The following is a 21,767-nucleotide window of genomic DNA, read 5'->3' as shown; positions in this document are numbered from 1 at the left end:
CCATCCCTGACTATTATCTTGTGAGTGCTTTCTGCGCGAAGTTTCTCGCAATGTCAAATGATGTAATACGTAATATGTCTACCGCACAGAGCGTATCGGGATGACACACAAGGCGCTGCCGAACACGAAGATGATCGCCGCCCAGAAGATCGCCCGGTAATCGCCATCGGTCAGGCCCAGCAGCGCGGCGGCCATCACCGGGCTGATGATCTGCGGGATGTTGACCGCGGTGGTCAGCACGCCCAGGTCGCGCCCCTCGTCCCCCGCCACGCTCTGCGGCAGGACCTGCGTCATCAGCGCGATGTCGATCGACATGAACATGCCGTATCCGACCCCGATGATCGCGGCATACGCCCACATGCCCGCCATGGATGGCGCGGCCAGCGGCGCCACCATGGCGCATCCCATGATCAGGCTGCCAGCGATGACGAAGGGCTTGCGCCGCTGCACCCGGTCCGACCACCAGCCTGACAGCAGCGCCGATGCGACCAGCGTCACCAGCGTGATGATCGCCATGTTGGCGATGGCGATGTTCGATTCCCCGTCGCCCAGCCGGATGTAATCGCGCAGGATATACAGCAGGTACGCCGCGACCGCCTGATACCCCATGTAGATGGTGAAGCGGCTGGCGAAGGCCCAGGCGAAGTCAGGATGCTGGCGGGGGCTGATCCAGAAGCCGCGCAGGAACTCCCCCCAGCGGATCGGCCGGCGCGGCATGGCATCGCTCGGCGGTTCGCGGTTCAGCGCCACGAAGGCGAGGCAGGAAACCGCGATGGCGGCGGCGAACAGGCCGTAGGCGAGCATGGCCCGCCCTGCCAGATAGCCCGCCGTCACCGTGCCCGCGGTCAGCCCGGCGGTGATCCCCGCGCCGACGATGCCCGACACGCCGCCGCGCACTTCGGGCGGGAAGCGATCGGCGATCAGCGTGGTCATCGCCGGCTGCATGGAATTGTAGGCGATCGCCGCCATCACCCACAGCACCATCAGCGACCAGAAGCTGGTCATCCACGATACGCCGAACAGCGCCAGCGATCCCACCAGCGAACCGATCGCGATCCACGGCGTGCGCCGGCCCCAGCGGCTGCGCGTCCGGTCCGACAGGGCGCCGGCGATGGGGGTCGCCAGCGTGGAGAAGATGGAGGTGATGGCGAACAGCAGCGCCAGGTTGTTGGCCTTGTTGCCCGCATCCAGCTCCGCGATCTGGTTGGGCAGCAACACGCCCAGCACCCCGCTGTAGAGCGCCATCAGCAGGAAGAAATTGACCATCAGGGAGATCTGCAGCCGCCGCCGGGCCGCGCCCTCCACAAAGGCGGGCTGACGCGCCGCGACCGGGTCGCCCGCCATCGCCGTCACACCGCCGCTCATGGCAGCGCCGGTCCGGTGTCGGGCACCAGCCTCAGGCCGGCGTCACGCGGGCGGCGATGCGGCCCACCGGCGACGTTCCAGGTCCCTTCGGCGCGATGGCCGGCGATCGCCGCCTCGTCCACCTCGATCCCCAGGCCCGGCCGGTCGCCCAGCACGACCCCGCCATCGGCGATCTGCTGATCGACGTCGAGGCCGGCGGGCCAGTGGAAGTCCTGCACCTCCAGCCCGATCATGTTGGGCACCGCCGCCGCCGCATGGGCGGCCGGGTTGCAGTCATAGCCGACGGGGGAGACCGGCAGGTCGCGCACATGGGCGGCGATGGCGACGCGGGTGAAATGGGTGATGCCCCACACGCTGCCCGCCTGCACCACGTCCACCGCGCCCGCGTCGAACAACGGGGCGAACTGCTCCAGCCCGGTCAGGTTCTCACCCGTGGCGACCGCCGGGCGGGCGGCGCGGGTGATCGCCGCGTGGCCGGCGGCGTCCCACCGGCGCACCGGCTCCTCGATCCAGGTGAGGTCGATCCCCGCCGCCTCGATCGCGGCGAGGTGGCGGATCGCCTGCTTGCGGTTCCAGCTTTCGTTGACGTCCAGCATCAGCGCGGGGACGGGGTTGTTGCGGGCCATGATGCCCTGCACGATCTTCAGCCGGCGGATGTCGCGCGCCAGATCCTTGCCCCCCTTGATCTTTGCCGAATGGAAGCCCCGTTCGGCCCATTCGCCATACAGCGCGGCGAAGGCATCGTCATCCAGGCCATAGCACAGGCCGGAGGCGTAGCCGCGCACGAACCTGTCGGCGGCGCCCAGCGTGCGCCACAGCGGCTCCCCCGCCATCTTCGCCTTCAGGTCCCACAGCGCCATGTCGATCGCCGCGATCGCGCCATAGGTCTGCCCGGCATGGCCGCTCTTGAACACATGGCCCAGCATGCTGTCGTAGAGGGCTGGCGCCGCGCGCGGGTCCTGCCCTTCCACCGCGGGGAACACGCGGGCGATCTCCCCATGCTGGCCCAGGCCCACGCCCTCCAGCCCGCCATCCGTTTCCAGGATCAGGACCGGCACTTCCGTGATGCCGGAGGCGATGGTGCCGTTCGCATCCCCGACCGGGCGCCGCCAGTCGTGCGACGTGACCAGGCTCCTGTAGCCGGTGACCTTCATGCCGAACCCCCTCCCGCAGCCGCACTGAACGGCTTGAGTAAAGGTATTATGTATTATCTTTGTCCTTGGCAAGACGTTGACGAAGCCGCATTTGCATGGGCAGGTGGGGAGGAGCCATCCGCCCGTGAAGAGACCCACCGCCATGTACGAGAAGCCCGCCCCAGATTCGCTGCGCATCCGGCGGCGGCCCCGCCTGGCGGAGGCGGTGGTCGAGGATATCGTGAAGGCGATCGTCACCGAAACCTACCCCGCGGGCACCGCCCTGCCGCCCGAAGGCATGCTGGGCGACATGTACGGCGTCAGCCGCACCGTCGTGCGGGAGGCGACAATGGCCCTGACGGAGAAGGGGCTGGTCGTGTCGCAGCAGGGACGCGGCACGATCGTGCGCGATTCCGGCGGCTGGGACATGCTCGACCCGCTGATCCTGGCGGCGCTGTTCCAGCGGGAGGACGGGCTCAGCTATCTCGACAACCTGTCGGAGATCCGCTCCCTCCTGGAAGGGCAGATGACCTACAAGGCGGCGGAGCGGCGGTCGGACGAGGAGCTGGCGGAACTGGGCGAGCAGATGGCGAAGCTCGAAAGCCTGATCCCCCACCCCGCCGCCTATGTGCACGAGGATGTGATGTTCCACGACATCATCATGCGCATCTCCGGCGACAAGCTGAGCAAGGCGGTGATCGACGGCCTCCAGTCGGAGGCGCTGCGCAACCACGATTACAGTGGGCGGCTGAACATCGAACACATCCGCGCCACTCATGTCGCGCACGAGGAGATCTACAACGCCATCGTCAAGGGCAACGGCCCCGCCGCGAGGAAGGCGATGCGCGACCACATCGAAAGCTCCTGGGCCAGGCGGCGGGCGGCGAAGACTTCCGCTGAGTGAATTGACGTATGATGTATTATGAGTTAGCCGGCAGCTAGAGAGTCACGCCGGAGTTTCAGCAGCGCGCATGGTCGATCTTACCGCCCTGGGACGGCTCGGCTTCGGCGCGGCATCGATCGGCAACCTCTATCGCGCGCTCCCCGATGTGGACGCGCATGACGCGGTCGCCGCCGCGTGGAATGCCGGGCTGCGGTATTTCGACACCGCGCCGCATTACGGCTTCGGCCTCAGCGAGAAGCGGCTAGGCGCGGCGCTGGCCGAGCTGGATCCGCAGCAGACCGCGATCATCTCCACCAAGGTCGGCCGCCGGCTGGACCCGGTGCCCCCCGGCACGGACCTGACGGCGCAGCGGCAGGCCTTCGTCACGCCCGAACCGTACGAAAGCGTGTTCGACTACACCTACGACGCGGTGATGCGGTCGGTGGAGGGGAGCCTCGCCCGGCTGCGGCGGGACCGGGTGGATATCCTCTACGCGCATGACATCGGCCGCATGGCGCATGGCGACGACCACCAGCGCCGCCTCGCCGAGTTCATGGAAGGCGGCTACCGCGCGCTGCGCCAGCTACGCGCCGCGGGCATGGTCGGGGCCATCGGCCTCGGCGTCAACGAATGGCAGGTGTGCGAGGAGGTGCTGGCCGTCGGCGAGATCGACGTGGTGCTGCTGGCCGGCCGCTACACCCTGCTGGAACAGGACGCGCTCGAAACCTTCCTGCCGCTGTGCGAGACGCGCGACGTGAAGATCGTGCTGGGCGGCCCGTACAATTCGGGCATCCTGGCGAAGGGCGTGCGCGGTGGCGAGCCGGTCCATTACGATTACCAGCCCGCCCCGCCCGCCATCGTGGAGCGGGTCGGCGGGATCGAGGATATCTGCGCCGCCCACCGCGTGCCGCTCGCCGCCGCGGCGCTGCAATTCCCCCTTGCCCACCCCCAGGTCGTGTCGGTCATCCCCGGTATGAACAGCGCCGCCCAGGTGGCGCAGGCGGTGGCGCTGATGGACACCGCCATTCCGCCCACGCTGTGGCGCGACCTTCGCGCGGCCGGCCTGATCCGGCCCGACGCCCCCGTTCCCACGACATAGGAAAGCCTCCCCATGCGCCTCCAGGGCAAGACCGCCATCATCACCGCCGCCGGCCAGGGCATCGGCCGCGCCAGTGCCGAACTGTTCGTGGCGGAAGGCGCGCGCGTGATCGCCGCCGACATCAACGCGGACACGCTCGCCACGCTGGACGGGTGCGAGACGCATGTGCTGGACCTGACCGACGGCGATGCCATCGCGCGCTTCGCCGGTGACGTCGGCCCGGTGGACATCCTGTTCAACTGTGCCGGCTTCGTCCATGCGGGCACCATCCTGACGACGGAGGAGGCGGATTTCGACTTCTCCTTCGACCTCAATGTCCGCTCCGCCTACCGCCTGATCCGCGCGGTGCTGCCGGGCATGATCGAAGGGGGCGGCGGGTCGATCGTCAACATGTCGTCGGTCGCCGGGTCGGTGATCGCGGTGCCCAACCGCTTCGTCTATTGTGCGTCGAAGGCGGCGGTGATCGGCCTTACCAAGTCGGTCGCGCAGGATTTCGTGGGCGACGGCATCCGCTGCAACGCGATCTGCCCGGGCACCGTGCAGTCCCCTTCGCTGAACGACCGGATGGCGGCGACGGGCGATGCGGAGAAGGCGCGGGCCGACTTCGTGGCGCGCCAGCCGATGGGTCGCCTCGGCAGCACGAAGGAGATCGCGGAACTGGCGCTGTACCTTGCCAGCGACCTGTCATCCTACACCACCGGGACGGTCAACGTGATCGACGGCGGGTGGAGCAATTCGTGACCCGCATCTGCCTGGCGCTGGACCTGGTCGACGATGCCGCGCTGATCGCCGAATATGAACATTGGCACCGGGTCGGCAACACCGACCCCGCCGTCAGCCGGTCGATCCGCGATGCCGGGATCACCCAGATGGAGATCTACCGCGCGGGCAACCGACTGTTCATGGTGATCGAGGCGGACGACAGCTATTCGGACGAGGCGAAGGCCGCCGCCGATGCCGCGAACCCGGCGGTGATCGCCTGGGTGGCGAAGATGAAGGCGTTCCAGCAACCGATCCCCGCCGCCGGGCCGGACGGCACGTGGCACCCGATGGAGCGGATCTTCCGCCTGACGGAGCACACCGACTGATGGCGCTGCTGGTGCGGATCGCAGCGTTCATCGCCGCTGCCCTGCTGGCTGGCGTGGCCCATGCCGAGGACAGCCGCCCGGTAGAGGCGCAGTGGCATTCGGTCGTGCTCGACGATACGGCGCAGGAACAGCCCGCCGCCGCCTACCTCTCCGCCGATACCGCCGAATGGCAGGCCGTCGGCGTGCCGCACAATTGGCAGGGCTACCACTACAACCGGCAATTGCGCGTCGGCGCGCGGCATGGCGTCGCATGGTACCGCACCGCCTTGCCCATCGCTGCGCCCGCCGGGGACGAGCGGATCGCGCTGCGGTTCGAAGGGGTGAACAGCTACGCCACCGTCTGGGTCAACGGGCGGGAGGTCGGCCGCCATGCCGGCGGGCTGACCGGGTGGGAGGTGGACATCACCGATGCCGTGCGCGGCGGGGAGAACGCCGTCGCCGTGCGCGTCGATCACCCGGCGGGCATCACCGACCTGCCATGGGTGTCGGGCGACGACCAGCCGGAGAACGGCTTTGCCGAAGGGTCGCAGCCCTTCGGCATCTTCCGCCCGGTGCATCTGGTGCGATCCCACGCCGTCCGCGTCCGCCCGCACGGCGCCTATGCCTGGGGCGCCCCCGACGCGATCACCCGCGACGCCGCGCAGCTGACCGGCCGGGTGGAATTGCAGAACCGCACCGACCGGGCCCGCAATGTCGAGGTCGAGCTGGCGCTGGTCGACAAGGATGGCCGGGAGGTTGCCGCCACCCGCTTCCGCGAGACGCTGGCGCCGGGGCAGGAACTCACCGCCGACCGGCCCCTGCCCGCCATCGCCCGCCCGCGCCTGTGGTCGCCCGCCGACCCCTACCTCCACACTTTGCGCGTGCGGCTGCGCGAAGGCCACACCGTCATCGACGAGAGCGCCACCCCCTTCGGCATCCGCGACGTCCGCATCGTGTCTGACGAGGCCGGTCAGCGCCGCCTGCTGGTGAATGGCGACCCGCTGTTCCTGCGCGGGGTCGCCGAATACGAGCATCTGCTGGGCGGATCGCACGCCTTCGCCCCCGAACAGGTCGATGCTCGCGTGGCGCAGGCGCGCGCCGCCGGGTTCAACGCCTGGCGCGACGCGCATTACCCGCACAACCTCCGCTACGGGCAGAAGCTGGCGGAGGGCGGCACGATGTGGTGGCCGCAATTCAGCGCCCACATCTGGTTCGACAACCAGGCATTTCGTGACAATTTCCGCACCCTGCTGGCCGATTGGGTGCGCGAACGGCGGAACAATCCGGCGGTGTTCCTGTGGGGCCTGCAGAACGAAAGCCGCCTGCCCGCCCCCTTCGCGGGCGAGATGGTGGCGCTGATCCGCGAACTGGACCCGACCGCCTCCACCAGCCGGCTGGTCGTCACCTGCAACGGCGGCGAGGGCGCGGACTGGAACGTGCCGCAGAACTGGTCCGGCACCTATGGCGGCGACCCCACCCAATTCGCCGCCGAGCTGGCGAAGCAGGGGCTGGTCGGCGAATTCGGCGGCTGGCGTTCGCTGGGCCTGCATGACGAGGCGCCCCACCGCGCCCAGCCGCCCACGTCGGAGGAGCACTTCACGAACCTAATGCACCTGAAGGCGCGGCTGGCGAACAGCGTCGGCGACCGGGCGATCGGCTATTTCCACTGGCTGCTCGGCACGCACGAGAACCCCGGCCGCCCGATGCGCGGCGACGGCACGCAGATCTGGGACGGGGTGCGCCCGCTCGATCATATCGGCCCCGCCAACAACAAGGGGCTGATGACCCTGTGGGGCGAGCCCACGGATGCGTTCTACATGTACCGCGCGCTGAACGTGCCGGCCTCCGACGCGCCGATGGCCTATATCGTGTCGCATAGCTGGCCCGACCGCTGGCAGCAGGCGGGCACTTACTCCGGCATTGAGGTCTATTCCAATTGCCCGGCGGTGGACCTGTTCAACGATGCGGCGGGCGCCGTGCCGCTGGGCCGGCGGGAACGCGACGCGGACGGGCGCTTCGTCTGGAACGAGGTGCCGGTGCGCTATGCCACGCTGCGCGCCGATTGCGTGCTGGACGGCAAATCGGCCGCCAGCGACGTAATTACGCTGCACAATCTGCCGCCCGCGCCCGGTGTGACGCCACCACCCGCACCGCCTGCGCCCGATGTCCGCGATCCTGCGCTGTACCGCGTCAATGCCGGCGGCAACCGCGTGGTCGATCCTGCCGGGCATGTCTGGCAGGGCGACGCCATCTGGGACGCCGACCGCCGCTGGGGCTGGCAGAGCTGGGCCGGGGAGCATCCGGGCCTCGACCCGCTGCTCGGCAGCCGGCGCCCGGTGTTCGATCCCGTCGCGGGCAGCGATGCGCCCGGCCTCTACACCGCCATCCGCTATGGCCGAGACCGGCTGCAATACCGCTTCAGCGTGCCCGACGGCCGCTACCGCGTGGAGCTGCACTTCGTGGAGCCGTGGTACGGCCGCGCCGGGATCGACGCGCGCGGCTGGCGCGTGTTCGACGTGGCGGTGAACGGCACCACGCTGATCGACGACCTCGATATCTTTGGGGAAGCCGGCTTCAACCGCGCGCTGGTCCGCACGGTGGAGGCGGACGTCACCGGCGGCGAGCTGCGGGTCCATTTCCCTGAAGTGCGCGCGGGGCAGGCGGTGATCTCCGCCATCGCGGTCACGCCGGTGGACCGGGCGGTGCTGCCGCCGGTCCAGTCGGACGGCCTGCCGGGCAGCGACCTGTTGCGTGCATTCCACGGGGCGGATGCCGCCGTGCTGGACCGCTTCGCCGACAATGGCGCCCCCGCCGCGCCGGGCCTGAACTGGACCACCCTGCCCCCGGCCCTGCTGGACAGCGAGGTGATCCGCCCGCTCCGCGAGCGCGACGACATGGCGACGCTGTTCCCGGCGGTGGACGTGGTGCTGTATCAGGCGCTGACCGATGGCACGGTGCCCGACGGCTGGCAGGCGACCGACCTCGCCGCCGCGATGATCGACCGGCGGGGCACGACCACCCCCGTGACCTTCGCCATGCGCCGGGTGGCGGCGGGGCAGCGGGCCGACGTGCCGTTCGGCCGCCCCACGCTGATCCGCCGCGATTTGCCCAGCCCCTACACGCCCGGCAATTTCACCTTCGCCCGCGACCGGACCCTGAACGAGGCGGAGGCCGACGGGGTGGAGCGGACCGGTGGCGCCATCGACACCCGGCTGCGCGGCCATTCCGGCCCCGGCTATGTCGCGCTGGCCGATGGCGCGGCGGGTATCGGCTGGACGGTGGAGACCGGCGCCGCCGGCCGCCGCACCGCCACCCTGCGCTACCAGGCCGAAGGCGCGCGCAGCGGGCAATTGGCGCTGGTGGACGACAGCGGCATCGCCGTCGCCACCATGCTGGTCAGCCTGACCCCCGGCGCCGACTGGCAGGAACTGGCGCTGCAGACCCCCGGCTTCGTCAATGCGGGCCGCTACCGGCTGGAGCTGCGGCTCGACCCCGGCCCCGCCACTGCGATCGATTCCGTGCGGCTGGAATAACCGGCCCGCGCCCCACAAGAACAAAAGGGAGAGAGACAATGCTGACCAACAGGGACCTGCTGGGCGCCACCGCCCTGCTGACCACCTGCGCCGTGCCCGCCATCGCGCAGGATGCCCCGCCCGCCACCGGGAACGAGATCGTCGTCACCGGCATTCGCGCGACGCTGGCCAATTCGGCGCAGGCGAAGCGCAATTCCGACCAGATCCAGGACTCCATCCTGGCGGAGGATCTGGGCCGCCTGCCCGACACCAACATCGCCGAAACGCTGCAACGCATCCCCGGCGTGCAGGTCGCCCGCAACACCCGTGGCGAAGGCAATGCCTATGTCGTGAAGGGGCTGAAGCAGGTGATGACCACGGTCAATGACCGGCAGATCTTCTCCACCACCAACCGCTCCGCCCTGCTGCTCGACTTCTCGGCCGACCTGCTGTCGGGCGTGGACGTGTTCAAGACCGCGACCTCCGACCAGATCGAGGGCGGGCTTGGCGGCCTCATCAACATCCGCACCGCGCGCGCCTTCGACCATGACGGGTTCCATCTCGCCGCCACCGCCACCGCCAGCTATTCGGAGTTCTCCGACCGGGCGGCCCCGCGCCTGTCGGCGATCGTGTCGGACATCGTGCAGGTCGGTTCGGGCGAGCTGGGCCTGATGGTCGGCGGTCAGTACGAGGATTTCTACTCCGCCGGCTACCAGACCTCCACCAACGCCTATGCCGATAACACCGCTTTGTTCGACGTGAACGGCAACGGGGTGCGCGGGCAGGCGGCGGACCGGGTGACGATCCCCGGCCAGGTGCGCGCCCGGTACGAGACGGGCGAGCGCACCCGCGCGGCGCTCTATTCCTCCGTCCAGTGGCGCCCGGTGCCCGAATTCACCCTGTCGCTGGACGGGCTCTACACCCATTCCAACGGCCGGTCGGCGACGCAGCAGCTGACCGTGCAGACCGACGGGCAGACGCGCGGCGGCGCGGTGGGGGCGTTCAAGCCGGGGACCGCCATCCCCGACACCTACAGCTACGTGAACCCGCTGCTCCGTTCGCAGACCGGCGCGACGGAGAACCCGTACGACACGTATCACGGCGCGATCAGCGCGGAGTGGGAGAGCGGGCCGTGGCTGGTGTCGGGCCAGTTCGCCTACACCGACAGCCGCGGGCCGTTCTATTCGCGCAGCATCGTGGTCAACACCCGCGCGGCGGAGGCGGGGATCGACCTGGGGGGCGTGGCGCCCGACTTCACCACCAGCGGCGTCAACCTGACCGATCCCGCCGCCTATGGCGCGGCATCGTACAACGACCTCGCCACAGATGCATCGGGCAAGCAGCCGTCAGCCCGGTTCGACGTCAAGTACGAGGTCGATGGCGGCCCGATCACCGCCCTGCTGGCGGGCGCGCGCTGGACCGATCACCGCGCGATCTACGATGTCTACAGCGTCAGCCGCAACGTCACGCTGGCGCAGCCCTTCGCCAATGTGGCGGAGCCGACGCCCGACCGGCTGTTCCGCGGCGGGCAGCGCGCCTCCACCAATCAATGGCTGGCGATCAACGACATCTACCTCGATGACAAGCGCTTTACCCGGCAATTGGCGAACCAGCCGCTGGAGGATCCAGAGTTCCCGCTGACCGGCAATTACGACTACCGGGAAAAGACGCTGGCGGGATATGTCCAGGCGCAGTTCGCCTTCGACGCGGGCACGTTGCCGATCGACGGCAATCTGGGCCTGCGCGCGGTGCGGACCGACGGCGTGCAGCGCGTGTACCAGCGCAACGCGGCCGGCGTGCTGGAACAGATCGCGGGCGGATCGCCCTACACCAACTGGCTGCCATCGGTGAACGTCCGCGCCAGCTTCACGCCCGACCTGTTCCTGCGCCTCGCCTATTCCAAGGCGATGACCCGGCCCGAATTCGGCCAATTGTCGCCCGCTTTGGTGCTGAGCGTGCCGAACCTCACCGGCAGCGGCGGCAACCCGGATTTGCGCGCGACGGAGGCGGACCAGTACGACCTGTCGCTGGAATATTACTTCAACGATGCGGATTACATCGCCGTGTCGCTGTTCCAGAAGGACGTGAACGGCTTCATCCAGGAATTCCGGGACGAGGAGACGATTGACGGGCAGGTGTTCCTCATCAACCGCCCGCGCAACGCCAATGACGGGCGCATCCGCGGGGTGGAGGCATCGTACCAGCAATTCTTCGACTTCCTGCCCGGCATCCTCAGCGGGCTGGGCGTGCGCGGCGCCTACACCTTCGTGGACAGCGCGCTGGAGGTGCAGGGTCAGGCGAACCGCGTGCCGGCGGACCAGCTGTCGCGCCATTCGTTCAACGTCACCGGCATCTACGACCGGGGGCCGCTGTCGCTCTACGCCTCGTACAACTGGCGCAGCCGGGCGGTGCAGTCCAATTCGGCGGATGCCGCCGGGCGCACCTTCTGGATCGCCCCGCGGGAGGCGCTGGACTTCTCCGCCTCCTACGCCCTGACCGAACGGGTCACGCTGAAGTTCGACATGGTGAACATCCTGAAGTCCTATATCGACCAGTATTACGACAACCCGGGCATCCCCGCTCTGTCGAACCAGCTCGACCGGTCGTACCAGTTCGGCGTGCGCTTCAGCCTGTAGGCGAGGCGCGGGCGCCGGGTTCGCTCCGAAGCGGACCTTCAGTCCTCCCCATGCGCAGCATGGGGAGGATCAAGACGCCGCGGCTAGAAAGCAACTACCGCTCTCCACCCAAACCGGCCTTCGGCACAGTCAATGCTACACCGCCGCCACCGGTGCCGGCGGGGTCTTCTGGTCGAAACCCTTCGTGCAGTCGATCAGGGCGAACAGTCCGGCCGATAGCAGCACCATGGCGGCGACGCCGCGTACGGGCACGTCGTAATTGCCGGTCGCCGCGATGACGTAGCCGATGGCGACCGTGCAGACGAAGCCGCCGAGGTTGCCCGCCGTGTTCATGAAGCCGGTCGCCGTGCCGCCGTACCGCCCGCCGATCGACATGCACATCGCCCAGGCGGCGGGCAGCATCAGGTCCATGACGGCGAAAGCGGCGCCTGCCAGCACCACGATCGCCAGCTTGCCGGTGGCAAGGCTCATGGCGAACAGCAGCGCGGCGGTGATCGTCAGGCAGGTGCAGGCGATCAGGCGATAGGCGTTGCGCAATCCGATGCGCTGGCCCAGCCGGTCGCACAGCACGCCGCCCACCAGGTTGCTGACGATGCCCAGCAGGAACGGGATGGAACCGTACAGGCCCATCTCCGCCACGGTGAAGCCCGCGCCGCTGACCATCCAGGTCGGGAACCAGCCGAAGAAGAACCAGCTGCCGAAGGCGTAGAAGCAATAGGCGAGCGAGATCAGCCAGAGCTGCGGCAGGGTCAGCAGCCGGCGCCACGGCGTGCCGCTGTGTCCGCCGCTCTCGTCGCTGCCGATCTCCGCCACCTCTTCAGGAGTGATGCCGGGCTGGTCGGCCGGGCGGTCGTGGTACCAGCGCCACCAGGCGATGCTCCACAACGCGCCCACCACGCCCAGGATCACGAACACCGCCTGCCAGCCCAGCGCACCGTTCATCGGCACCAGCACCAGCGGCGCCAGCGCGCCGCCCAGGCGGCTGGCGGACCAGATCACCCCTTGCCCCCGCGCCCGTTCGCGCGCCGGCAGCCAGCGGTACAGCACGCCCGACATGTTGGGGTATGCGCCCGCCGCGCCGAGGCCGAACAGGAACCGGGCCGCGGTCAGCTGCCAGAAATTGCGGCACAATGCGGTCGCCGCAGTGAAGAACGACCACCACACGGTGATCCGGGTCAGTTCCTTGCGATAGCCGTGCCGGTCACCCATCGCGCCCGACGGCACCTCGAACACCGCATAGGCGATGACATAGGCGCTGAGCACCCAGCCCCATTGTTCGGGCGTGATGTTCAGATCGCGCTGGATCGTCGGCCCGGTGACGGCGATCGCCATCCGGTCGATGAAGGTGATGACCGACAGCGCCGCCAGGAAACCCAGCGCGACATGCCGCTTCTTCATCGGGGCAGACCGGCCAGCACCTCGGCCGCGCGGGTGAAGCCGCTTTCGGGACTGGACAGGACCGGCGCCGCCACCGCCCCGTCGGGCAGGGTCTGCAGCACGCGGGCCATGGATGCCTGCGCCAGCACGATGACGTCCATGCCCTGCATCGCGCCCGTCAGCGCGTCGGCCACGATGCGGTCATGCGTGGCGCCGTCGCCGGCCATCACCGCCTCGAACGCGCCGTCGCACAGATGCTCCACGATCTCGACCTCTCTGCCCTGCTCGACCGCCACCCGGCGCACCAGGTCGGCCGTGGGGGCGAGTGTGGTGGGCAGCGTCGCCAGCACGCCGATCCGCGCACCCGTGGCGACCGCCTGTTCGGCCATGGGGCGATCGACGCGCAGCACCGGCTGGTCATGCAGCGCCGCCGCCATTTCCACCGCCGGGCCGACGCTGGAACAGGTGACCAGCGTCACGTCCGCGCCCGCGTCGAAGGTCGATCCCACCAGGTCGATCAGCCGGCGCATGGTCGGCTTTTCCAGCCGGTTGGCCGCGATCGTGTTCTTGATGAGGCTCTCGTCCACGAAATGCAGCACGCGCACCCCCGGCGCGATCTTCGCGGCCAGTTCGTTGAACATGGGGGCGAGCACGGGTGACGTGTGCAGCAGCGCGAGTGTCGGCATGGTGTCCTCTCCTGATGGCGGCCGCCATGCGGCACCCCGGCCGTGGCCGGCGGGATCGTCTCGTCCCGGATGCGGCAAAACCTACGCCCGCGTTCCGCCAACTGTCAATTAGTTACGTTTGGCGACACAACGAAGCAAAGCGCAAGTTAGCCGCTTGTGCCCCTTGCGTGGCGCGGATAGGTATGATGTCTGACGCGGATGGGGTCGGACGTGACGGATGCGCGAAGCATCCGCGCACGATCACCGGGGAGAGGCAGATGACGATTTCACGACGGTTCATGCTGAAGGCCGGCGCCGCCATGGGCGCCGCCGCGGCCGCGCACCCGGCTTTGGCGCAGACCCGCGCGGGCGCGGCGCAGACCGAACGCTGGGGCGTGCACGAGCTGGTGATGGACGGGCCGCGCACCGGCAATCCGTTCGTCGACGTCACCCTGTCCGCCACCTTCCGCCGGGAAGACCAGGCGATCACCGTCCCCGGCTTCTACGACGGCGACGGCACCTACCGCATCCGCTTCAGCCCGCCTGATGTGGGCGAATGGACCTGGCGCAGCGACAGCAACCATCGCGCGCTGCACGGGCAGGCGGGCAGCTTCACCTGCGTGGCGGCGACCGGCGACAATCACGGGCCAGTGCGGGTGACGCCCGATGGCTACCACTTCGCCCATGCGGACGGCACGCCGTTCCGGCAGATCGGCACCACCTGCTACAGCTGGGCACTGCAATCGGACGCCAAATGCGCGCAGACGCTGGAAACGCTCGCCGCCGCGCCGTTCAACAAGATGCGGATGCTGGTGTTTCCCAATGTGGAATCGGTCGCCACCAATCCCTTCGTGCGCACCGGCGATGGCCCGCGCGACTACGATCCCACCCGGTTCGACCCCGATTATTTCCGCCGGTACGAGGATCGCATCGTGCGCCTGGGCCGGCAGGGCATCCAGGCGGACATCATCCTGTTCCACCCCTACGACACCAAGCGCGGCTACAACGACATGGCCCGCGTCGATGACGAACGCTACGTCCGCTACGTCGCCGCGCGGTGGGGCGCGTACCGCAATGTCTGGTGGTCGATGGCCAACGAATACGACAATGTGGAAACCAAGACGATCGCGGACTGGGACCACCTGTTCGAAGTGCTGGTCGCCGCCGACCCGCACGACCGGCTGCGATCCATCCACCAGATCAACACCTATTACGATCACCGCAAGCCGTGGATCACCCATGCCAGCGTCCAGAACGGCGCGGCGGTGGTGGACGATATCCGCGCCGAACTGCACCGGGCCATCATCCTGAAGCCGGTCATCTTCGACGAGGTCGTGTACGAAGGCGACATCGCCGAACGCTGGGGCCAATTGTCTGGCGAGGAGATGGTGGAACGCTTCTGGTGGGGCCTGATCGGCGGCACCTATGTGGGCCATAGCGAGGTGTTCTCCTCCACCCGCAACGCCGACACGTCCTGGCTGGGCCAGGGCGGCACGCTGAAGGGCACCAGCCCGCCGCGCCTCGCCTTCCTGCGCCAGATCATGGAGGATGGGCCGACGCCGGGCATTAACGCGATCCAGCCGTTGTGGAATTATCGCATCGGCGGGGTGCCGAACGAATATTACCTCAAATATTTCGGGTCGGAGCCGCTGACCGAATGGCCGGTGACGATCCATGGCCGCGGGACGGAGAACCTCCATTCCTACCGCGCGGACATCATCGACACCTGGAACATGACGGTGACGCCGGTGGAGGGCACCTTCGACATGGCGGTAAAGGACGCCTACAATTACCACGACCCCGCGCGGCCGACGATCGCCCTGCCCGGCCGCCCATGGATGGCGGTCCGGCTGGTCCGGGTGTGAGGGGATGATCCTGTCCCTGCTGCTGTCGCTGCTGGTCGCCACCGCCCAAACCGCGCCTGCGCCCTCCCCTGCCCCTGCCCCTGCCCCGGCACCTGCCCCGACCCGCACCGGGCCGAACTGGCCGACGCCGGTGATGGACCAGGTGCCGCCTGAACTGCCCGACTTCCGCCCCGGCGCGGTGCTGGTCCTGTCCAAGACCAACGGCTTCCGCGATCCCGCGCAGATCGACGCCGCCAACGGCGTGCTCGGCCAATTGGTGCGTGATGGCGACAAGGATGTGTTCCAGACGGAGAACGCGGCGATCGTGAACCCGCGCGATCTCGCCCGGTTTTCCACGATCGTGTTCAACTCCACCAGCGGCAACATCTTCACGCCCGAACAGCGCACCGCCTTCCGGGCGTGGGTGGAAGGCGGCGGCGGCGTGGTACTGCTGCACGGCGCGGGCGGCGATCCCGAATATGACTGGGACTGGTGGCCAGACACGCTGATCGGCGCGCAGTTCATCGGCCATACCGGCCGGCCCAAGCAGTTCCAGCAGGCGGAGGTGGTGGTGGAGGACCCGTCCCACCCCGCCATGCAGGGCCTGCCCGCACGCTGGGGCCGGACGGACGAATGGTATTCGTTCGACCGCGTGCCCACCGGCCACGACACACGCATCCTGGCCGTGCTGGACGAGGATACTTACGACCTGGTGCCCGAACGCATCCGCATGGGCGCGCCGCACCCGATCATCTGGACCCGCTGCATCGGGCGCGGCCGGGTGTTCTATTCCGCTTTGGGCCACAAGGCCGAGACATATGAGGAGCCGCTGCACCGCGCGATGATCGCCGGCGCGATCCGCTGGGCGGCGGGCGATGAAGGCGACGGCTGCGGCCGGCCGTAACGATACAAGGGAGAGGGACGGGACATGGCAGGCGTTTCTGACGAGCGGGAGGACTGGAAGAACACCATCCTCGCCGGGCTCGCCAATTACATCGATGCGGGCTCCATCGTCGCCGGCTCCGCCGCGCTGGCGCTGTGGGTGGAGGTCTATGGCCTCAGCACCGACCTCATCGGCCTGATCGGCGCGTTCGGCCCCAATGCCATCGCCGCAGGGATCGGCGCGCTGATCGGCGGGCGGCTGTGCGACCTGTTCGGGCGCAAGCGCATCTACCAGTACGACATGCTGTTCTACGCCTTCGGCATGCTGTGGCTGGTGTTCGCGATAAACGCCTGGATGATCGTGATCGGCTTCTTCCTGGTCGGCCTAGCGGTCGGCGCGGACATTCCGGCATCCTGGTCGCTGATCGCGGAGATGGCGCCCGACGACAAGCGCGGCAAGCATTCGGGCGTGGCGCAGGTGCTGTGGTACCTTGGCCCCGTCGTCGTGCTGCTGATGTTCCTGGTGCTGGAGCCGCTGGGCCTGCTGGGCGCGCGCATCGTGTTCGCGCACCTCGCCATCCTGGCCGTCGCGCTCACCTTCCTGCGATCGCGGATGAGCGAGTCCAAGCGCTGGCTGGAGGCGAACGCCGTCACCAGCGCCAACGCGGCGCGCCCGCCGCGCGGGGCGTGGCGCGATCTGTTCACCCGCCAGCACATCGGGTCGATGGCGTTCCTGGCGGGCATGTACCTGTTCTGGAACCTGTGGGCGGGCACCAACGGGTTCTTCTTCCCCTACATCCTGCGCACCGTCGGGGACCAGAGCCAGACGGTCGCGGTGGCGGTGCAGGCGCTCAGCTTCCTGCTGGGCATGGCGTCCATCTACTTCATCTTCATGAAGTTTTCGGACCGGGTGAACCAGCGCATGCTGTTCGGCCTGTCCGCGCTGATCCAGGTGATCGGCATGGCGCTGCTGGCGGTCTTCCCGCTGACGCTGCCCATCGCGCTGCTGCACGTCTTCCTGATGGCGGTCGGCCAGGGCTTCGGCGCGCAATGCTTCTTCCAGCTATGGAGTTCGGAGATGTTCCCCACCCTGCTGCGCAGCACCGCGCAGGGGGTGATGTTCGCCGTGGTCCGCATCTGCCTGGGCGTCTTCAGCTTCTTCGTGCCGTTCCTGTCGGCGACCGGCTTCACCACGCTGGCCTGGATCCTGGTCGGGTTCCTGACGATCAGTGGCCTGATCGGCTTCATCTGGGCGCCCCGCAACGAAGGCAAATCGCTGGAACAGCTGGAGGCGGAGCGGGCATAGGTATGGCGCCCCGCTTGCGGCCCGGCCGCACGCGGGGCATCACTTGGCAGTGCCCGACACAATCCCGCCCCAAATCTGGCTGCTGATCAGCCTCGCGGCGCTGGCGATCGTGCCGGCGTGCCAGGTCGCGCGCGAGGTCAGGCGGCGGAACGTTTCCCCGACGCCGGAGGACCGGCTCCGGCGCAACAGCGCGCAACTGGCCCGCAGCCTCGGGGTGCTGGCGCTGCTTGCGACACTGGCGGCGTTCATCTGGACGCCGACGGCCGATCACCTGTTCCGCTCGCCCAGAGGCCTGATGATCACCCTGGCGCTGTTCGCCGCCTACCCGCTCTACACCGTGTGGCAGGGCCTGACCTACGGCCGGATGGAGCCGCTGGGCCAGGGCCGGGTGCGCGAATATTCCTCCGCCCGGCAACCGAAGCGCTTCTGGACGTCCATCGTTTGGAATGGTGCGCTTGGCAGCCTGTTCCTGTCGCTGCTGGTCGTGGAGGTACGTCTCCATTTGAAAGGCGATTGCCTGCGGGTCGATGACGAGATCACGGCTGAGGCCGCCCTGCCCGGATGCAACGCGCTGGTGGCCGACGCGACCACCCTGGCCGACCGGGCGGAGGCGCACGCCGCGCGCGGACACGCGCATCATCTGCTGGGCCACCGGCGACAGGCCGCCGCCGACCACGCCGCCGCGATCACCGACTTGACGGCCCTGCTGCGGGACTTTCCGGACGATGAATGGACCCTGCGCCAGCGCGGCCAAGTCTATTGGGAAATGGGGCAGCACGATCTCGCCCGCGACGATGACGACCGCGTGGCGCTCTGCCATGGTCGAGGAGGGGCGCCGTGGATCACGGACCGGCACCTACAGCCGCCCTGCCCTACCTGAGCCGCCCCTCATCATCCACCAGCGTCAGCGCACCGTCCCAGCGCCACAGGACCAGGTTGAGGGCATCGGCGGGCGCGCCGCGGGCATAGCTTGGCACCAGCATCCCGGCGAAGCCCGCCGCGACCAGCCGTTCGGCCAGCGCCTGCGTCGGCACCGGGCGGCCGCGCGCCATCGCCTCCGCCCAGGCGGGATCGGCCAGCATCTGCGGCGTGGCGTCGTGCTCTGCCAGCGCGGCGGGATCGGTCCCGTCCAGCAATGGCCCGATATCGGCCCTCAGGGCCACCAGGACGGTCGGTTGCAGCACGCCCACGCGGTTCGCTTCCCGAATGGTCGTATCGGGCGCCAGGGACGTGTACAGCGCCGCACGGCCGATCCGGTTGAACCTGCCGCCGAACCGCGCCGCGCCCTCCCCTGACAGCGGCTGACGCGCCCAGACGGGGTTCAGCGCCCGGTACAGCAGGCCGGCATAGTGCATCACTCAGGCGTAGACGCCGGCATCCACCGCATCGACATAGCGCAGCACCTCGTCCGCCCGGTTCTCGTGCACCAATTGCATGGCGGTGCGGTTGTCGAAGCCCGACAACGGCTCCGACCGGTACCAGGCATAGGCCAGCAGGGGGGACCCGAAGCGGCCCTCCACCTTGTTCAGGATCTCCACCATGTGCCGCAGGCGCCGCTGCGTGCGGTCGGATGCGATCCGGTCCTTGCGCTGCACCGCATCCTTGCCGAGGCCGAGCGACCGCGCCAGCTCGTCGCTGGTGGTGCGCAGTACGGCGGCGATCTTGCGGGGCGCGAACTGGCCGTGATCGATATAGGCGGCGATGGTCATGCGGGCATGTTCCGGTGTTTCTGACGGTAATATACGTCAGATATGGCGGCAGGCAAGGGCGCGCGGCTTCGCACTGGACCCGATGGCAGTTTCTGCCATTATGCCGTTATGGCTTCCATGAACATCTCCCTCCCCGATCCGCTGCGCGCATTCGTCCAGTCGCGCATCGATGACGGTGATTATGCCAGCACCAGCGACTACGTCCGCGACCTGATCCGCCGTGACCGGATCGAACAGCAGAACGAGGCCGCCTGGCTCGCCGCGCTGGACGCCTCGGTGGAGCGTGGGCTGGCGGATATCGACGCCGGCCATGGTCAGGATCTGGACGCTGTGTGCGCCGACCTTGATGCGGAGATCGCCGCCCTCCCCGCCTCCGGCGACCCATCCGCCGCCTGACGCAATTCGATGGCCGTGATCCTGACCCCGCAGGCGCGGGACGACCTGCGGCGTATCGCGCTGTTCATCGCGCGCGATAATCCGGCACGCGCGCGCAGCTTCGTCGCTGACCTAAGGGCAGAGGCCGGGCGGCTGGCGACCATGCCCCGCGCGTTCCCGCTGGTGCCGCGCTACGAACAGCAGGGCATCAGGCGGCGCAGCTGGCGCGGTTACGGCATCCTCTACATGGTGGCGGAGGCTGGCGCCGGCGGGATCGTGATCGTGCGCTTCCTGGGCCCCGGTCAGGATCATGACCGAGCGCTGCGCCTGAGCTGAACTGCCCTCCCCCATTCACTCCAGCGAAGCAACTTCCCCTGCCCGTTAGAGGGGTTAGGGGGAGAGGTTAGAACAGTTAGGCAGCGCTTCACCGCCTGCGCCGCGTTCCCGAAGGAACGATGATCCGTTCGCGAAAGGTCGATGGCGTCGTTCCCGAAAGGTCGGATGCGCGTTCCTCATGTGTCGTTCGCCGGCCCTTCCCCGTTCCCGATAGGTCGAGGCGAGCGATGACGGGCGGATTCGCCGGCGGGCTTTGAATCAGTTCCAACAGGCTATGCCCGGAAAAGCTTCAGACCGGCCGATGGTGGGGAGATAGCATGTCCGACGACCTCGCCGGACGCGACACTTCGGGAACGGACGCTGTCGGATGGGCGATCAGCGCAGGGCCGAACGGTGCTTCTCGTGATGGCGGCGGACCCAGCCGATAAAGGCCTTCTGCCAGTTGGCGGGCAGGCGGGCTGGATCGGCATCGACCCAGCGCTCGAACTCGGCGTGGAGGGCATAGAGGTCCCAGCCGGGGCAGGTCTCCCGCAGATGGGCAATGGTCGCCTCCTCCATATGGCCGCGATGCGCCTTGTCGGCGAGGCTGTTGACCGCGCCACGGATCAGCGCGCCGGCATCGACGAGATCGGGCACCGAGTCGGGCGTGACGTCGGGCGCCTGTTTCCCCGGGGAAACATCGCCGCCCTGCCCCGCCGGCCCGGCTCGTTCGACCGGCAGGCGCCGCTCCGCCCCGTCCTTCCCATCGACGCGGGTCATGCGCAGCAGCGGCTCGCCGCCGCGCGCGGCCTGTTCCACCGCCAGGGTATAGCCGGGCAGCGCGTCCTTTTCCGCCAGCTTCAGCATCTCGAACTTGAAGCGGCGATATTGCCCCTCCGCGCCCGACTTCTCGAACAGGACCGGCATGGAGATGGCAAAGCCCCCCTCCCCTGCCCCGCCGGCATGCTTGCGCGCCACGCGGTACAGCCAGCGTTCGCGCCCGCCGGTGATGTCGAAATAGGCGCGGTCGATGCTGAGCACCCCGCCCTTCATCATCACCCCTTCCCAGAACCAGTTGGACAGCTCGATCGTCATGCCGCGGCTGCGTTCAGTCTTCTCGTCCACCAATTGCGTCCAGCCATCCAGCCAGCTGAACGTCGCCTCCCGCCTGTTCTCCGCCCGGATGTTGGTCTTGATGGTGGTCGCCACCAGCCGGTCCAGCGCCTGGCCCAGCAGCTCGTAGGCACGGCCGGTGGTCGGGCGGCCGATCGCGCGCAGCAGGTCGTACGGCATCAGGTGCAGCGTGCGCGGCACGTCGTTGACCCCGCGCCGGGCGAGGTCGGCCAACTGGCTGGCGCACCAGATCAGGATGTCGGCGTCCCAGATCGTCGCCATGCCGTAATCGGGATTGGCGCTGACATGCACCCACAGCTTCCCGTCCGGGCTGGTATAGTCGATCGGCTTCACCCGCTTCGACTTGGCGAGGGAGAAGAACGGCCGTTCCATCATCTCGCGCTGGTCGCGCAGCGGCATGTCGGCGAGGTAGGGCAGGAACATGTCGAACTGTTCGCTGCCGGGCCGGGGGCGGGGCGGGGTCAT

At 68.6% G+C, this 21,767-nt stretch carries 19 protein-coding genes; 12 read left to right on the top strand and 7 right to left on the bottom strand.

What is annotated here, in order from left to right; all coding sequences use genetic code 11:
- Nucleotides 1-78 precede the first annotated feature (78 nt).
- Both V5740_RS13955 and V5740_RS13950 read right to left on the bottom strand, forming a co-directional pair.
- On the bottom strand, nt 79-1,365 hold the full coding sequence (locus tag V5740_RS13955; protein ID WP_347304624.1) for an MFS transporter: 1,287 nt from the start codon (nt 1,363-1,365) through the stop codon (nt 79-81).
- The gene (locus V5740_RS13950) at nt 1,362-2,519 is read right to left on the bottom strand and encodes a mandelate racemase/muconate lactonizing enzyme family protein (RefSeq protein WP_347304623.1); all 1,158 of its coding nucleotides are present in this window, start codon (nt 2,517-2,519) and stop codon (nt 1,362-1,364) included. Before V5740_RS13950 ends, V5740_RS13955 begins: the two co-directional genes overlap by 4 nt.
- 124 nt (nt 2,520-2,643) lie before the next feature.
- On the opposite strand from V5740_RS13950, the gene V5740_RS13945 reads away from it, so the two are divergent.
- From V5740_RS13945 to V5740_RS13920, 6 genes are all read left to right on the top strand, one after another.
- Nucleotides 2,644-3,402: a FadR/GntR family transcriptional regulator gene (locus tag V5740_RS13945; RefSeq protein WP_347304622.1), complete on the top strand. Its 759-nt coding sequence runs from the start codon at nt 2,644-2,646 to the stop codon at nt 3,400-3,402.
- A gap of 67 nt (nt 3,403-3,469) precedes the next feature.
- Complete coding sequence (locus tag V5740_RS13940) at nt 3,470-4,480, top strand: aldo/keto reductase (protein ID WP_347304621.1); 1,011 nt, start codon at nt 3,470-3,472, stop codon at nt 4,478-4,480.
- A gap of 12 nt (nt 4,481-4,492) precedes the next feature.
- Nucleotides 4,493-5,221, top strand: a complete 729-nt coding sequence (locus V5740_RS13935; RefSeq protein WP_347304620.1) for an SDR family oxidoreductase — start codon at nt 4,493-4,495, stop codon at nt 5,219-5,221.
- The gene (locus V5740_RS13930) at nt 5,218-5,568 is read left to right on the top strand and encodes an L-rhamnose mutarotase (protein ID WP_347304619.1); all 351 of its coding nucleotides are present in this window, start codon (nt 5,218-5,220) and stop codon (nt 5,566-5,568) included. The genes V5740_RS13935 and V5740_RS13930 overlap by 4 nt, the downstream gene beginning before the upstream one ends.
- Nucleotides 5,568-9,080: a malectin domain-containing carbohydrate-binding protein gene (locus V5740_RS13925; RefSeq protein WP_347304618.1), complete on the top strand. Its 3,513-nt coding sequence runs from the start codon at nt 5,568-5,570 to the stop codon at nt 9,078-9,080. The genes V5740_RS13930 and V5740_RS13925 overlap by 1 nt, the downstream gene beginning before the upstream one ends.
- A gap of 38 nt (nt 9,081-9,118) precedes the next feature.
- Entirely contained in the window at nt 9,119-11,695 is a 2,577-nt protein-coding gene (locus V5740_RS13920) for a TonB-dependent receptor (protein WP_347304617.1), read from the top strand.
- 135 nt (nt 11,696-11,830) lie between these two features.
- Here the strand turns inward: V5740_RS13920 and V5740_RS13915 are convergent, their stop codons facing one another.
- Together V5740_RS13915 and V5740_RS13910 are read right to left on the bottom strand one after the other, a co-directional pair.
- Nucleotides 11,831-13,093, bottom strand: coding sequence for an MFS transporter (locus V5740_RS13915; RefSeq protein ID WP_347304616.1), 1,263 nt, complete (start codon nt 13,091-13,093; stop codon nt 11,831-11,833).
- A complete protein-coding gene (locus V5740_RS13910) occupies nt 13,090-13,758 on the bottom strand; it encodes an aspartate/glutamate racemase family protein (RefSeq protein WP_347304615.1) in 669 nt (222 codons plus the stop codon). The genes V5740_RS13915 and V5740_RS13910 overlap by 4 nt, the downstream gene beginning before the upstream one ends.
- A 257-nt stretch (nt 13,759-14,015) precedes the next feature.
- Here V5740_RS13910 and V5740_RS13905 point away from each other — a divergent pair, with 257 nt between their 5' ends.
- The 4 genes from V5740_RS13905 to V5740_RS13890 are packed head-to-tail and all read left to right on the top strand — an operon-like array spanning nt 14,016 to nt 18,649.
- A complete protein-coding gene (locus V5740_RS13905; protein ID WP_347304614.1) occupies nt 14,016-15,602 on the top strand; it encodes a DUF5060 domain-containing protein in 1,587 nt (528 codons plus the stop codon).
- 4 nt (nt 15,603-15,606) lie between these two features.
- Nucleotides 15,607-16,485, top strand: coding sequence for a ThuA domain-containing protein (locus V5740_RS13900; RefSeq protein ID WP_347304613.1), 879 nt, complete (start codon nt 15,607-15,609; stop codon nt 16,483-16,485).
- A gap of 24 nt (nt 16,486-16,509) precedes the next feature.
- The gene (locus tag V5740_RS13895) at nt 16,510-17,769 is read left to right on the top strand and encodes an MFS transporter (RefSeq protein ID WP_347304612.1); all 1,260 of its coding nucleotides are present in this window, start codon (nt 16,510-16,512) and stop codon (nt 17,767-17,769) included.
- Nucleotides 17,770-17,818: 49 nt separating this feature from the next.
- Nucleotides 17,819-18,649 (top strand): hypothetical protein, encoded by an 831-nt coding sequence (locus tag V5740_RS13890; protein WP_347304611.1) that lies wholly within the window; start codon nt 17,819-17,821, stop codon nt 18,647-18,649.
- On the opposite strand, the gene V5740_RS13885 is transcribed toward V5740_RS13890, so the two are convergent.
- Nucleotides 18,642-19,124: an RES domain-containing protein gene (locus tag V5740_RS13885; protein ID WP_347304610.1), complete on the bottom strand. Its 483-nt coding sequence runs from the start codon at nt 19,122-19,124 to the stop codon at nt 18,642-18,644. The two genes, V5740_RS13890 and V5740_RS13885, sit on opposite strands and share 8 nt — an antisense overlap.
- Nucleotides 19,125-19,127: 3 nt before the next feature.
- Complete coding sequence (locus tag V5740_RS13880) at nt 19,128-19,478, bottom strand: antitoxin Xre/MbcA/ParS toxin-binding domain-containing protein (protein WP_347304609.1); 351 nt, start codon at nt 19,476-19,478, stop codon at nt 19,128-19,130.
- Nucleotides 19,479-19,595: 117 nt separating this feature from the next.
- On the opposite strand from V5740_RS13880, the gene V5740_RS13875 reads away from it, so the two are divergent.
- On the top strand, nt 19,596-19,874 hold the full coding sequence (locus V5740_RS13875; protein ID WP_347304608.1) for a type II toxin-antitoxin system ParD family antitoxin: 279 nt from the start codon (nt 19,596-19,598) through the stop codon (nt 19,872-19,874).
- Between the two features lie 9 nt (nt 19,875-19,883).
- Entirely contained in the window at nt 19,884-20,189 is a 306-nt protein-coding gene (locus tag V5740_RS13870; RefSeq protein WP_347304607.1) for a type II toxin-antitoxin system RelE/ParE family toxin, read from the top strand.
- Nucleotides 20,190-20,564: 375 nt separating this feature from the next.
- Here V5740_RS13870 and V5740_RS13865 read toward each other — a convergent pair whose 3' ends face one another.
- Complete coding sequence (locus V5740_RS13865) at nt 20,565-21,767, bottom strand: replication initiator protein A (protein WP_347304606.1); 1,203 nt, start codon at nt 21,765-21,767, stop codon at nt 20,565-20,567.

It is taken from the genome of Croceibacterium sp. TMG7-5b_MA50, from assembly GCF_039830145.1.
GTDB lineage: Bacteria > Pseudomonadota > Alphaproteobacteria > Sphingomonadales > Sphingomonadaceae > Croceibacterium.
Note: the sequence above shows the minus strand (reverse complement) of the source record. Positions and strands in the feature narration are given on the sequence as shown.